Annotated in this window: 11 protein-coding genes; 4 read left to right on the plus strand and 7 right to left on the minus strand. The window is 72.3% G+C overall.

All coding sequences use genetic code 11. From position 1 onward, the window contains the following. The first annotated feature begins 295 nt into the window (after positions 1–295). Entirely contained in the window at positions 296–1,126 is an 831-nt protein-coding gene (locus tag ACF1BE_RS06190; protein WP_392197765.1) for an MBL fold metallo-hydrolase, read from the plus strand. Between the two features lie 171 nt (positions 1,127–1,297). Here the strand turns inward: ACF1BE_RS06190 and ACF1BE_RS06195 are convergent, their stop codons facing one another. Beyond that, positions 1,298–1,972 carry a Crp/Fnr family transcriptional regulator gene (locus ACF1BE_RS06195; RefSeq protein ID WP_014674022.1) on the minus strand — a complete coding sequence of 225 codons (675 nt, stop codon included), beginning with the start codon at positions 1,970–1,972 and terminating at the stop codon, positions 1,298–1,300. 214 nt (positions 1,973–2,186) lie between these two features. Between ACF1BE_RS06195 and nth the strand changes: the two genes are divergently transcribed. The 3 genes from nth (at position 2,187) to ACF1BE_RS06210 (ending at position 5,278) form a co-directional block, all read left to right on the plus strand. Next, a complete protein-coding gene (nth, locus tag ACF1BE_RS06200; protein WP_392197766.1) occupies positions 2,187–3,212 on the plus strand; it encodes an endonuclease III in 1,026 nt (341 codons plus the stop codon). Between the two features lie 55 nt (positions 3,213–3,267). Continuing rightward, a complete protein-coding gene (locus ACF1BE_RS06205) occupies positions 3,268–3,963 on the plus strand; it encodes an NUDIX hydrolase (protein ID WP_392197767.1) in 696 nt (231 codons plus the stop codon). 115 nt (positions 3,964–4,078) lie between these two features. After that, positions 4,079–5,278, plus strand: coding sequence for a MarP family serine protease (locus ACF1BE_RS06210; protein ID WP_392197768.1), 1,200 nt, complete (start codon positions 4,079–4,081; stop codon positions 5,276–5,278). Between the two features lie 15 nt (positions 5,279–5,293). On the opposite strand, the gene ACF1BE_RS06215 is transcribed toward ACF1BE_RS06210, so the two are convergent. The 6 genes from ACF1BE_RS06215 to ACF1BE_RS06240 form a co-directional block, all read right to left on the minus strand. Beyond that, positions 5,294–5,473, minus strand: a complete 180-nt coding sequence (locus tag ACF1BE_RS06215; RefSeq protein WP_356821438.1) for a hypothetical protein — start codon at positions 5,471–5,473, stop codon at positions 5,294–5,296. A 159-nt stretch (positions 5,474–5,632) separates the two neighbouring features. Beyond that, positions 5,633–6,556: an alpha/beta fold hydrolase gene (locus tag ACF1BE_RS06220; RefSeq protein ID WP_392197769.1), complete on the minus strand. Its 924-nt coding sequence runs from the start codon at positions 6,554–6,556 to the stop codon at positions 5,633–5,635. Next, positions 6,553–7,050 (minus strand): phage holin family protein, encoded by a 498-nt coding sequence (locus ACF1BE_RS06225; RefSeq protein WP_392197770.1) that lies wholly within the window; start codon positions 7,048–7,050, stop codon positions 6,553–6,555. Before ACF1BE_RS06225 ends, ACF1BE_RS06220 begins: the two co-directional genes overlap by 4 nt. A gap of 146 nt (positions 7,051–7,196) precedes the next feature. Further along, positions 7,197–8,642, minus strand: a complete 1,446-nt coding sequence (nhaA, locus tag ACF1BE_RS06230) for a Na+/H+ antiporter NhaA (RefSeq protein WP_392197771.1) — start codon at positions 8,640–8,642, stop codon at positions 7,197–7,199. 195 nt (positions 8,643–8,837) lie between these two features. Continuing rightward, the gene (gene acs, locus ACF1BE_RS06235; RefSeq protein WP_392197772.1) at positions 8,838–10,793 is read right to left on the minus strand and encodes an acetate--CoA ligase; all 1,956 of its coding nucleotides are present in this window, start codon (positions 10,791–10,793) and stop codon (positions 8,838–8,840) included. Next, on the minus strand, positions 10,790–13,240 hold the full coding sequence (locus ACF1BE_RS06240) for a SulP family inorganic anion transporter (protein WP_392197773.1): 2,451 nt from the start codon (positions 13,238–13,240) through the stop codon (positions 10,790–10,792). Before ACF1BE_RS06240 ends, acs begins: the two co-directional genes overlap by 4 nt. Between the last annotated feature and the right edge of the window lie 119 nt (positions 13,241–13,359).

A 13,359-nucleotide genomic window follows, 5' to 3' on the forward strand; every position in this document is an offset into this window, starting at 1 on the left:
CTGAGACGGCCGCCACGGCCACCGGTGCGACATCCGCCGAGCAGTCCGCCGAGACGGTCACCGGTGCGACGGCCGCTGAGCAGTCCGCCGAGACGGTCACCGGTGCGACGGCCGCTGAGCAGTCCGCCGAGACGGTCACCGGTGCGACGGCTGCTGAGAAGGCCGCCGAGACGGTCACCGGTGCGACGGCTGCTGAGAAGGCCGCCGAGACGGTCACCGGGATGACGGCTGCTGAGAAGGCCGCCGAGACGTTCGCCGGAACGAAGACCGCTGAGAAGACCGGTGGAGGCCCCGCATGACCGACGCAGCAGCCCTGCCGGGCCAGCCCCGCGGCGGAGTCCTCTCCGGAGCCGCCACCGAACGGGCCGTCAACGTCCTCGCGCCCAACGCCTCCGCGATGACCCTGGACGGCACCAACACCTGGATCGTCGCCGAGCCCGGCTCCGACCTCGCCGTGGTGATCGACCCGGGCCCGCTGGACGACGGCCATCTGCGCAATGTCGTCGACACGGCCGAGAAGGCCGGCAAGCGCATAGCCCTGACCCTGCTCACCCACGGACACCCCGACCACGCCGAGGGCGCCGCCCGTTTCGCCGCGATGACCGGTACGCGCGTGCGTGCCCTGGACCCGGCGCTCCGGCTCGGTGACGAGGGCCTGGCCGCCGGCGACGTGATCACCACCGGCGGCCTGGAACTGCGTGTCGTGGCGACCCCCGGGCACACCGCGGACTCGCTGTCCTTCCATCTCCCGGCCGACCGGGCCGTGCTGACCGGCGACACCGTCCTCGGTCGCGGTACGACGCTCGTGGCCCACCCCGACGGGCGGCTCGGCGACTATCTGGACTCCCTGCGGCGGCTGCGGTCCCTGACGGTGGACGACGGCGTGCACACCGTCCTGCCGGGCCACGGGCCGGTCCTGGACGACGCCCAGGGCGCCGTCGAGTTCTACCTGGCCCACCGCGCCCACCGGCTCGCGCAGGTGGAGACAGCGGTCGAGAACGGCTACCGCGCCCCGGCCGAGGTCGTCGCCCATGTGTACGCCGACGTGGACCGCTCGCTGTGGCCGGCGGCGGAGCTCTCGGTGCGGGCCCAGCTGGACTACCTCAGCGAGCACGGGCTGATCTAGGGCCTCTCGTTCTTGATCAGGCCGGGCTCGCGGGGTCGGTACGCCGTGCACGCGCGCCGGCAGGCCCGGCGGGCCCGCGCGAGGGGCCGGCCCGCGCTCATCACCGGGTACGACAGCGGGGCCCGCCCGCGCGTGCGGTGGGCCCCGTCGGCCGTGGGGCGGAGCCCGGCGTCAGCGCGACCTCTTGGCCAGCCGTTCGACGTCCAGCAGGATGACGGCCCGCGCCTCCAGGCGCAGCCACCCGCGCTGGGCGAAGTCGGCCAGGGCCTTGTTCACGGTCTCGCGGGAGGCGCCGACCAGCTGGGCCAGCTCCTCCTGGGTGAGGTCGTGGACGACGTGGATGCCCTCCTCGGACTGCACGCCGAAGCGGCGGGAGAGGTCCAGCAGGGCCCGCGCCACGCGGCCGGGGACGTCCGAGAAGACCAGGTCGGACATCGCGTCGTTGGTCTTGCGCAGCCGGCGGGCGACGGCGCGCAGCAGGGCACCGGCCACCTCCGGGCGGGCGTTCAGCCAGGGCTGGAGGTCACCGTGCCCGAGACCGAGCAGCTTGACCTCGGTCAGCGCGGTCGCCGTGGCCGTACGGGGACCGGGGTCGAACAGCGACAGTTCGCCGATCAGCTCACCGGGTCCGACGACGGCGAGCATGTTCTCGCGGCCGTCGGGGGAAGTGCGGTGCAGCTTCACCTTGCCCTCGGTGACGACATACAGCCGGTCTCCGGGGTCGCCCTCGTGGAACAGCGAGTCGCCGCGTGCGAGGGTCACCTCACTCATGGAGGCGCGCAGCTCCGCGGCCTGCTCGTCGTCGAGTGCCGCGAAGAGCGGGTTGCGCCGCAGAACGTCGTCCACGAGTTATCTCCTTGTCGACCTGCTCAGGGGATGTTGCTCCCCGCGTGCCAGGGGACCGTGTTCCCCGTTTTGCCGGACGGTCCAAACAGTGTGATCTGTCACAAGGATGCCGCACACGTGTCCCGGGGTAAGCGTCAGGGGTCCAATCGGGGGCCGGTACGCCGGGTCCGGGGCGGATCACGGTGCCGGGCTTTAGGCTGGCCGGGTATCCAAAATGCCAGTGAGAGCACAGGCCAAGGGGGCTGGGCGGGTGGTTGTACGTCGGGATTCCGCCGTGGGCGAACAGGTCCCCGAAGAAAGTCATAAAACAGGCAAACCGGCTAAAAAGGTTGTCGATGTCGCGGAGAAAGCCGCGCCCGCCGAAAAGGCCGTGAAGAAGGCCGTCGGGAAGACGGCGAGCGCCACGAAGCCCGCGAAGAAGGCGTCCGGGGAGAAGGCCACCCCCGCCGGAGGGCCACCGGCCGGCGGCGAGTCCCGTACCGCGCTGGTCCGCCGTGCCCGCCGCATCAACCGCGAGCTGGCCGAGGTGTACCCGTACGCCCACCCCGAGCTGGACTTCGAGAGTCCCTTCCAGCTGCTCGTCGCCACCGTGCTGTCGGCCCAGACCACCGACCTGCGGGTCAACCAGACGACCCCGGCGCTCTTCGCCAGGTACCCCACCCCCGAGGACCTCGCCGCCGCCAACCCGGAGGAGGTCGAGGAGATCCTGCGCCCCTGCGGCTTCTTCCGGGCCAAGACCAGGTCGGTCATAGGGCTCTCCAAGGCCCTCGCCGAGGACTTCGGCGGCGAGGTGCCCGGAAGGCTGGAGGACCTGGTCAAGCTGCCCGGCGTCGGCCGCAAGACGGCCTTCGTCGTCCTCGGCAACGCGTTCGGCCGGCCCGGCATCACCGTGGACACGCACTTCCAGCGCCTGGTCCGGCGCTGGAAGTGGACCGACGAGACCGACCCCGACAAGATCGAGGCCGCCGTCGGCGCGCTCTTCCCGAAGGCCGACTGGACCGACCTGTCCCACCACGTCATCTGGCACGGACGCCGCATCTGCCACGCCCGCAAGCCCGCCTGCGGCGCCTGCCCCGTCGCCCCGCTCTGCCCGGCCTACGGCGAGGGCGAGACCGATCCCGAGAAGGCGAAGAAGCTCCTGAAGTACGAGAAGGGCGGCTTCCCCGGCCAGCGGCTCAAGCCCCCGCAGGCCTACCTGGACGCGGGCGGCAGGCCGGCGCCGCCACTGGGGGCCGCGTGACGGAACGATCCCGGGACTTCCGGGTGTTGGAGAGGGCAGAGCGACGGGGGTGGCGATGACGAGGGCCAGTGACACACAGGGCGGTCCGGTGGCGCTCAGCGAGGAAGGGCTGCCGGGCTGGCTGGAACCCGTGGCGCGTGCCGCCGAGACGGTCCAGCCGCTCCAGTTGAGCCGCTTCCTGCCGCCCGAGAACGGCTCGGGGCGGCAGTCGGCCGTCCTCATCCTGTTCGGCGAGGGCGAGCGCGGCCCCGAGCTGCTGCTCATGGAGCGCGCGGGCTCGCTGCGCTCGCACGCCGGCCAGCCGTCCTTCCCGGGCGGCGCGCTGGACCCGCAGGACGGCGACCCGCAGGGCGAGGGACCGCTGCGTGCGGCGCTGCGCGAGGCGGAGGAGGAGACCGGGCTCGACCCGTCCGGTGTGCAGCTCTTCGGTGTGCTGCCCCGGCTGTACATCCCGGTCAGCGGTTTCGTCGTCACCCCGGTGCTCGGCTGGTGGCGTGAGCCCAGCCCGGTCGGCGTGGTCGACCCGAACGAGACCGCGCGGGTCTTCACCGTGCCCGTGGCGGATCTCACGGACCCCGTCAACCGTGCCACCGCCGTGCACCCCAGCGGCCACCGCGGCCCGGCATTCCTGGTCGAATCGGCCCTCGTCTGGGGCTTCACGGCCGGAGTGATCGACCGCCTGCTGCACTACGCGGGCTGGGAGCGCCCCTGGGACCGGGAGAAGCAGGTCCCGCTCGACTGGCGCGCATGACAGGGTGATCCCGTGCTGTGTCTTCCGGGGACGCCGTGTCCCTCAGCCACTGCGTGGCGTGCCGGACCCCCGGCCGGGCCGCGGGGACCGGAGTGAGTAGGCGAGGCCTGAAGCGGTGAACGTGCTCGACATCCTGTTGCTGGTCGCGGCCGTGTGGTTCGCGGTGGTGGGCTACCGCCAGGGCTTCGTCGTCGGCATCCTGTCGGTGATCGGCTTCCTGGGCGGCGGCCTCGTCGCCGTGTACACGCTGCCCCTCATCTGGGACGCCGCGACCGAGAAGAGGGACGTCGGCACCACCGCCGCCGTCGCCGCCGTGATCGTCGTCATCGTCTGCGCGTCCGTCGGGCAGGCGCTGACCACCCACCTCGGCAACAAGCTGCGCCGGCAGATCACCTGGTCACCGGCGCGCGCCCTGGACGCCACCGGCGGCGCGCTGGTCAACGTCGTCGCGATGCTGCTGGTCGCCTGGCTGATCGGCTCCGCGCTCGCCGGTACGACCCTGCCGACGCTCGGCAAGGAGGTCCGCGGCTCCAAGGTGCTCCTCGGCGTCTCCCGGGCGCTGCCGACGCAGGCCGACACCTGGTTCGCGGACTTCTCCTCCGTACTCGCGCAGAACGGCTTCCCGCAGGTCTTCAGCCCGTTCGCCAACGAGCCGATCAAGGACGTGCAGCCCCCGGACCCGTCCCTCGCGCGCAGCCCGGTCGCCGGTGCGGCCCAGCGTTCCATCGTCAAGGTCACCGGCACGGCCCAGAGCTGCGGCAAGATCCTGGAGGGCACCGGCTTCGTGTTCGCCGACCGCCGGGTGATGACCAACGCCCACGTCGTCGGGGGCGTGGACGCGCCGAGCGTGCAGATAGGCGGTGAGGGCCGCGCGTACGACGCGAAGGTCGTCCTGTACGACTGGAAGCGCGACATCGCCGTCCTCGACGTCCCGGACCTGAAGACGGCCGCGCTGAAGTTCTCCGCCCGGGACGCCTCCGGCGGTGACGGCGCGATCGTCGCGGGCTTCCCGGAGAACGGCGCCTACGACGTGCGCGCCGCGCGCGTGCGCGGGCGCATCACGCCCAACGGCCCGGACATCTACCACCGCGGCACGGTCCGCCGCGACGTCTACTCGCTGTACGCGACCGTCCGCCAGGGCAACTCCGGCGGCCCGCTGCTGACGCCGGACGGCAAGGTGTACGGCGTGGTGTTCGCCAAGTCCCTCGACGACGCGGACACCGGCTACGCCCTCACGGCGGACGAGATCCGGGCCGACATCAGGCAGGGGCGTACGGCGAACGAGCAGGTCGGTACGGACAGCTGCGCCCTGTAGGCGGGCGGCGGGCGCTCAGCCGCGCGGATGACGCAGCCGCACCGAGACCCAGCGGGCCCGACGGCGCAGGATGCGCGGAATGCCCACTCGGAGGTCCGCTTCCGCGACCTGCGCGGTGCCTCGCCGGGGCGTGCTCAGGCCGGTGGCCGAGCGGCGGGTACGGGGTGCGTCACTGTAGTCCTGCGTCCAGCCCATACCCCGACGTGTGCCCCCGCCCCAAGGTCCATAATCGCCTGTGCGCCGCTCAATTGGCCTATGCGGCGGGCATGAACCGTTCGGGGGACAAGTGTTCAGGAACCGGATACTCGGCGCACCGGTTCTTCACCGTGGGGTCACCGGCCGGACGCCGGCTTCTCAGCGGTCGGGCTCGGGGTCCTTCAGCCAGCTGACCAGCTCGGTGGAGAAGGCCGCCGGGTCCTCCTCGTGCGGGAAGTGGCCGAGGCCGTCGAACAGCCGCCAGCGGTAGGGGGCTTCGACGTACTCACCGGAACCGGCCGCGCTGCGCGTCCGGGCCACCGGGTCCAGCGAGCCGTGCAGATGCAGGGTCGGCACCCGCACCGGCCGCTTCATCCGGCGGTAGAACTGCACGCCGTCCGGACGGGCCAGCGAGCGCACCAGCCAGCGGTACGGCTCGATCGCGCAGTGCGCGGTGGAGGGGACGCACATGGCCCGCTGGTAGGTCTCCACGGCCGCGTCCTCCGGCAGCCGCGGCCCGGACCAGTCCCGGATCAGCCGGCCCGTCAGGGCGCCGCCGTCCGCGGTGAGTTGCCGTTCGGGGATCCACGGCCGCTGGAACCCCCAGATGTAGGACCCGGCGGCCGTCTGCCGGGCGTCCCGGAGCATGGCCGCGCGCCAGCGCCGCGGGTGCGGCATGGACACCACGGCGAGACGCCGGACGAGCTTGGGCCGCATGGCCGCCGCCGTCCACGCCAGATATCCGCCGAGGTCGTGGCCGACCAGCGCGGCGTCCGGCTCACCGAGCGAGCGGATCACGCCGGTGACGTCGAGGGCCAGGTTGGCGGGATCGTACCCGCGGGGCGTGCGGTCGCTGCCGCCGACGCCCCGCAGGTCCATCGCCACCGCCCGGTAGCCCGCGTCGGCGAGCGCGGTCAGCTGGTGCCGCCACGTCCACCAGAACTGCGGGAAGCCGTGCAGGAGCAGCACCAGGGGGCCGTCGCCGAGTTCGGCGATGTGGAAGCGCGCGCCGTTCGCGGCGACGTCCCTGTGCGTCCAGGGACCTTCGATCCGTACGGCCGAGGGGGCGGCGGGGTCCGTCATGACGACGAGCGTGCCACAGCCTCGATGGCCGCGGGAGCCCGGTCCTCGGGCAGCTCGGGCAGCTCGGGGCGCGGGTGCGGCTTGGCGTTCTGGAGGACGCCGGCCGTCTCCTTCATCGATGCGGCCGCCTTCTGCGGTCCCTGGCCCTTCTTGGCCTTCTTCGCGAACACCACGCCGATCAGGGCGAGGAGGCCGGCGACCAGCACGTTGGCCGCGAAGGACAGCACGAAGCAGATCGCCAGGTTCCAGTGGCTCCAGGTGCGGATGCCGTACGCGAGGGCGAAGTTGAGCATCGGCAGGGAGAACACCAGTACCGCGCCCGCCATCGAGAAGGCGCCGCCGCTCACCGCGCCGCGCTTCACGTCCTGCTTCAGCTGGGCCTTGGCCAGTGCGATCTCGTCGTGCACCAGCGCGGACAATTCGGTCGTCGCCGAGGCGAACAGCTGGCCGATGCTGCGTTCGGCGCCGACCGGGCTGCCGTCGGGTGCGCTCATCGCGTTCTCCCTTAGAGGTCTCTCGTGCCGCAAATGGACTGTGTCGGGTGGCCGCCGCGCTCGCACGGCCGGGTGCGGCCGTACGTGTCCGGGCGGCCGGCCACCCGGACACGGTGGGCCGTCTTGTTTTGTACCGTCTCGTCAGATCATGCCGGACGGTCGCCCTCCTCGCCTGCCCCACCCGGTACTTCCGCAAGCCCGTGGCGCGCCTCGGCCGCCCGCTCGGCGGCCAGCCGCCGGTGCTCGGCGGCCTTGCGCTCGTGGATCTCGGCCATCCGCAGGTGGTACGCCGGGTCGTCCTGCTCGTAGACGTCCGGGATGCCGTCGAGGTCCTCGTCGCGGTCCTCCTCCTCGCACAGCCGGCGGTACCGGGCGTTGCGTATCCTCAGCAGCACCGTCGCCCACCCCGCCGCGATCAGCGACCCGGTGAGGACGGCCGCCTTCACCTCGGCCGTCAGCACCGCGTCACCGGCGAAGGCCAGCTCGCCGATGAGCAGCGAGACGGTGAAGCCGACCCCGGCGAGGGAGGCCACCGCGAAGACGTCGGCCCATCGGAGGTCCTCGCCGAGCCGGGCCCGGGTGAAGCGGACGGTCAGCCACGTGCCACCGAAGATGCCGGCCGTCTTGCCGACGACCAGACCGAGTACGACCCCGAGCGTCTCCGGCCGGGTGAACACGTCCCGCAGGGCCCCGCCGGACACCGGCACGCCGGCGCTGAACAGCGCGAACAGCGGGACGGCGAGTCCGGCCGACAGCGGTCGCACCAGGTGCTCGATGTGCTGGCCCGGCGAGTGCCGCTCACCCTCGCGGGTGGTGCAGCGCAGCATCAGGCCCATCGCCACGCCGGCGATGGTGGCGTGCACGCCGCTGTTGTACATCAGCGCCCAGATGACGAGCGCGAGCGGTACGTAGACGTACCACCCGCGTACCGCCTTGCGCAGCAGCAGCCAGAAGACCACGAGGCCGGCGGCGGCCCCGCCGAGCGCGGCGAAATCCAGCCGGTCGGTGAAGAAGACCGCGATGATCAGGATCGCGCACAGGTCGTCGACGACCGCGAGGGTGAGCAGGAAGGCGCGCAGGGCGCTGGGCAACGAGGTGCCGATGACCGCGAGCACGGCGAGCGCGAAGGCGATGTCGGTGGCGGTGGGCACCGCCCATCCCTGGGTGGTGCCACCGCCGCTGAGGCTGGTCAGGGCGTAGACGAGCGCGGGTACGGCCATCCCGCACAGCGCGGCCACGACGGGCAGCACGGCCGCCCTGGGATCGCGCAGGTCGCCGGCGACCAGCTCACGCTTGAGTTCGATGCCGGCGACGAAGAAGAACACCGCGAGCAGGCCGTCGGCGGCCCAGTGGGCGACGGAGAGGTGCAGGCCGAGGGTGCCGGGGCCGAGGTGGAAGTGGCTCACGGTGTCGTAGCTGTGGCGCAGAGCGGGGATGTTCGCCCAGGCCAGCGCCGCGACCGCGGCGAGGAGCAGCAGGACACCGCCGGTGGTCTCGGTGCGCAGCGCCTCCGCCACGAAGTTCCGCTCGGGCAGGGACAGGCGTCCGAAGACCTTGCGGGACGTTTTCCGGGGGCGGGGCGGCGCGGTCACGGCAGACCTCCGAGTCGGTACGACGGTGTTCCGGCCGTCGCGGGGATCGCCGACGGCCCTGCCGACCAGACTTCCCGGCACGCCCTGAAGCTGACATTTTACCCGACTGTGACATCGATGGCCTGTGGGACGGACGAGGAGGGGCGTCCGGTGACCGCACCGGACGCCCCTCCCACCGCAGTGGGGCCGTACCGCTCAGTCCTCGTTCGGTGCGGCCGGCAGCTTGGCCTGGATGAAGTCCATGACCGTGGAGTCCGTCAGCGTGGTGACGTCGCCGAGCTGGCGGTTCTCGGCCACATCGCGCAGCAGACGGCGCATGATCTTGCCCGAGCGGGTCTTGGGCAGCTCGGCCACGGGCAGGATCCGCTTGGGTTTCGCGATCGGGCCGAGCGTGGCGCCGACGTGGTCGCGCAGCGCGCCGATGAGCGCCTCGTCCTCCGATGCCGTGCCGCGCAGGATCACGAAGGCGACGATCGCCTGGCCGGTGGTCTCGTCGGCGGCACCGACGACGGCCGCCTCGGCGACCGAAGGGTGGGAGACGAGCGCGGACTCCACCTCGGTGGTGGAGATGTTGTGGCCCGACACGAGCATGACGTCGTCGACCCGGCCCAGCAGCCAGATGTCACCGTCGTCGTCCTTCTTCGCGCCGTCCCCGGCGAAGTACCTGCCCTCGAAGCGGGACCAGTAGGTGTCGATGAACCGCTGGTCGTCGCCCCAGATGGTGCGCAGCATCGCCGGCCACGGCTCGGTCAGCACCAGGTAGCCACCGCCGCCGTCGGGCACCTCGTTCGCCTCGTCGTCCACGACCGTGGCGCTGATGCCGGGCAGCGCGCGCTGCGCGGAACCGGGCTTGGCCTCGGTGACGCCCGGCAGCGGCGAGATCATCATCGCGCCGGTCTCGGTCTGCCACCACGTGTCCACCACGGGCGTCCGGTCGGCACCGATGTGCTTGCGGTACCAGATCCACGCCTCGGGGTTGATGGGCTCGCCGACCGAGCCCAGGACGCGGAGGGAGGTCAGGTCGAACTTGGCGGGGATGTCGTCGCCCCACTTCATGAACGTCCGGATCGCGGTCGGCGCCGTGTAGAGGATCGTGACCTTGTACTTCTGCACGATCTCCCAGAAGCGGCCCTGGTGCGGGGTGTCCGGTGTGCCCTCGTACATGACCTGCGTCGCGCCGTTGGCCAGCGGGCCGTAGACGATGTACGAGTGCCCGGTCACCCAGCCGACGTCGGCCGTGCACCAGTACACGTCCGTCTCCGGCTTGAGGTCGAACACGGCGTGATGGGTGTACGCGGTCTGGGTGAGGTAGCCGCCGGAGGTGTGCAGGATGCCCTTGGGCTTACCCGTCGTACCGGAGGTGTAGAGGATGAACAGCGGGTGCTCCGCCTCGAACGCCTGTGGGGTGTGCTGGTCGGACTGCCGTCCGACCAGCTCGTGCCACCACACGTCGCGCTCGCCGTTCCAGGCCACCTCCTGCCCGGTACGGCGGACCACGAGCACGTGCTCGACGTTCCCCGCCTTGTGGACCGCCTCGTCCACGGCCGGCTTGAGCGCGGACGGCTTGCCGCGCCGGTAGCCGCCGTCGGAGGTGATGACGACCTTGGCGTCCGCGTCCTGGATGCGGGTGGCGAGCGCGTCCGCGGAGAAGCCGCCGAAGACGACCGAGTGGGCGGCGCCGATCCGGGCCGAGGCCAGCATCGCGATCGCGGTCTCGGGGATCATCGGCATGTAGATCGCGACCCGGTCGCCCTTGCGCACCCCCAGCTCCAGCAGGGCGTTGGCGGCCCTGGAGACCTCGTCCTTCAGCTCCGCGTAGGTGATCGCGCGGCTGTCACCGGGCTCACCCTCGAAGTGGATCGCGACGCGGTCCCCGTGCCCGGCCTCCACATGCCGGTCCACGCAGTTGTACGCGACGTTCAGCTCGCCGTCCTCGAACCACTTGGCGAACGGCGGGTTCGACCAGTCCAGCGTCTCGGTCGGTTCCTTGGCCCAGGTCAGCCGGCGGGCCTGCTCGGCCCAGAAGCCGAGCCTGTCAGCCTTGGCCTGTTCGTACGCCTCCGCGGTGACGTTGGCTTGCGCTGCCAGGTCGGCGGGCGGCGCGAACCTGCGTTCTTCCTTGAGCAGGTTGGCCAGGCTCTCGTTGCTCACGACATCTCCCTTTCCAAGGGTGTCCGTTGTGTCCCAGACCACACCTCATCAGACGTGGGGGGCCGGTGACAAGGGTCGACGGCAAAATTGGTGTAGACCTGTCTGAAGCTTGTCGCCCGCATCGGCCCGGGAGCCGCATCACCTCCCTCGATTCCGTCCGCGGCCTCCTCGAGGACCGCCACCCCCTCCGCCTCCGTGAGCAGGTACGCCTGTGCCTCGCCCCCGTGGAAGTACATCCCCTGCAGTTCCAGCGCGCCCCTGGCCAGCGCCCGGGCCACCGGCTCGTGCGCCCGCAGGTGCGCCAGCTGCTGGAGCACATTGGCCAGGCACAGCTGCTCCACCGCGTCCGTGGGGACGCGCCCCGCCGGACCCGGCCGGCCACCGTGGTCCCCGGCCATCCGCGCGAGACTCGGCAGCCCGTGCCGCAGCCACCGGTGCAGCGGGGTGGGCCCCTGGCCGGCGCCGGCGGACAGCAGTGCCTGCATCGCCCCGCACCCGGAGTGCCCGCACACCGTGATGGAGCGGACCCCGAGCACGTCCACCGCGTACTCGACGGCGGCGGCCACCGAGTCGTCCTCGTGCCCCTCGCCGGGCGGCGGCACCAGATTGCCGACGTTGCGGACCACGAACAGGTCACCGGGACCACTGGCGGTGATCATCGACGTGACGAGCCGTGAGTCGGCACAGGTCAGGAAGAGCTGGGAAGGCCGCCGGCCCTCCTGGGCGAGCCCTGCCGGCTCCTCCCGCACCAGCGGCGCGGTGTTCCGCTGGAAGGAGCTGCTGCCACGGGCCAGTTCCCCGCCACTCCCATCGGCCCCCGGTCCCGCCGGGGTGGCGGGGAACCCGGTGGAACAGGACCGGTGGTTGCGCCAGGGCGTCCACGGGTGGCACCGGCACTCGGCTGCCGGGACCTGCCCGGCGGTCCGGATCCCGCCACGCCGGCCTGTCAGCTCGGCCGTACCGCCCCGCGCGGTGTGGGTACCGCGCCAGTCCTGCAGTGACTCGTACGCCGCGTGGTCCATGAACGAACCGTCCAACTCCACGACGGCGTGGGTGCCCTGCGGCACATGGTGCAGGACCCTGCTGAGCCGCGGCACCGCGAGAAAGGTCAACTGGCCCCGGATCCGTACGTGATGGACTCCTGCTTTCTCCTCGTGGGTGATGCGGGTGCGGGCGAGGCGGCGCAGCGCGAAGGCGACCGCCACGGCGACCCCGAGGCACACGCCCCACAGGACGCCGAGGACCACCACGCCGAGTGTGGTCGCGGCGTAGACCGGCACTTCGCGGTGGCGCGTCACCGTGCGGATGTGGTGCGGGGACACCATCTGGATGCCGACGGCCATCACCAGGGCGGCGAGGGAGGCGAGCGGGATCTCCTCCAGGACCGGGACCATCAGCAGCGCGGCGACTACTACGAGAACGCCGTGCAGCATCGTGGAGTTCCGGCTGACGGCACCCGCTTTCACGTTCGCGGTGCTGCGCACCGCCACCCCCGCGACCGGGAGTCCGCCGAGCGCCCCGGAGAGCAGGTTGGCGGCCCCCTGGCCCAGCAGCTCCCGGTCCAGGTCGGAGCGGCCGGGCCGGGTGTGCGGGCCGGGGCGGGCGGCGACCAGCTTGTCCACGGCCACCGCGCCGAGCAACGACTGCACGCTGCACACCAGGGTGGTGGTGAGCACGGCGGCGACGATGCCGGACACCGGTCCCTCGGGCAGCCCGGCCAGGGCGTGGCTGTGCCAGGACGGCAGGTCGACTCGGGGCAGGGTCAGTCCGGCGAGGGCGGCTGTCGCACCGGCACCGGCGACGGCGACGAGGGCGGCCGGCACCGTACGCAGCAGACGGCCGGCACGCCCGGGCAGGCGCGGCCAGGTCAGCAGCAGGGTCAGGGTGAGCACGCCCATCGCCACGGCGACCGGGTGCGGACCGGCCAACTGGGCGGGGAGCGCCCGCAGGTTGGCGAGGACGGAGCTGTCCGGGGTGCCGCCGAGCACGATGTGCAGCTGGGCGACGGCGATGGTGATGCCGATGCCGGCGAGCATGCCGTGCACCACGGCCGGACTGACCGCGAGCGCGCCGCGGGCCACCCGCAGACAGCCGAGACCGAGCTGGGCGAGACCGGCGAGGACGGTGATCCCGCAGGTCGTCCGCCAGCCGTAACGGTGGATCAGGTCGGCGGTGACCACGGTGAGTCCGGCGGCCGGACCGCTCACCTGCAGCGGGCAGCCGCCGAACCGTCCGGCGACGACTCCGCCGACCGCGGCGGCGACGAGGCCGGCCTGGAGCGGGGCGCCGGTGGCGAGGGCGATGCCGAGGGAGAGGGGCAGGGCGATCAGGAACACCGCCACGGCCGCGGACAGGTCGGCGCCCTCGACGGTGAGGCGGCGGCGCTTCGGTGCGGGGGTGTGCGGTGGGCGGGGGTGCTGGGTGTTCGGGGGTGCGCAGGTCGGCATGTTCCCGTCTCCTCCGGGGTGGCGCGGTCGCGGACTGGATGGGGCCTCGCGGCGATGGGCGGGGCTCGGTCGCGGCCGTAGGTCACGGCGTGCAGCGGCGGGATGAAGCTATGTCGGTA

The sequence above is a fragment of the Streptomyces sp. NPDC014991 genome, from assembly GCF_043080665.1.
In the GTDB taxonomy this organism is placed as follows: domain Bacteria; phylum Actinomycetota; class Actinomycetes; order Streptomycetales; family Streptomycetaceae; genus Streptomyces.

Bases quoted from the DNA above. Each gene is read 5' to 3' on its own strand.
- ACF1BE_RS06190 (WP_392197765.1), top strand. From the start codon at position 296: ATGACCGACGCAGCAGCCCTGCCGGGCCAGCCCCGCGGCGGAGTCCTC.
- nth (WP_392197766.1), top strand. From the start codon at position 2,187: ATGCCAGTGAGAGCACAGGCCAAGGGGGCTGGGCGGGTGGTTGTACGT.
- ACF1BE_RS06205 (WP_392197767.1), top strand. From the start codon at position 3,268: ATGACGAGGGCCAGTGACACACAGGGCGGTCCGGTGGCGCTCAGCGAG.
- ACF1BE_RS06215 (WP_356821438.1), bottom strand. From the start codon at position 5,473: ATGGGCTGGACGCAGGACTACAGTGACGCACCCCGTACCCGCCGCTCG.
- ACF1BE_RS06220 (WP_392197769.1), bottom strand. From the start codon at position 6,556: ATGACGGACCCCGCCGCCCCCTCGGCCGTACGGATCGAAGGTCCCTGG.
- ACF1BE_RS06225 (WP_392197770.1), bottom strand. From the start codon at position 7,050: ATGAGCGCACCCGACGGCAGCCCGGTCGGCGCCGAACGCAGCATCGGC.
- ACF1BE_RS06240 (WP_392197773.1), bottom strand. From the start codon at position 13,240: ATGCCGACCTGCGCACCCCCGAACACCCAGCACCCCCGCCCACCGCAC.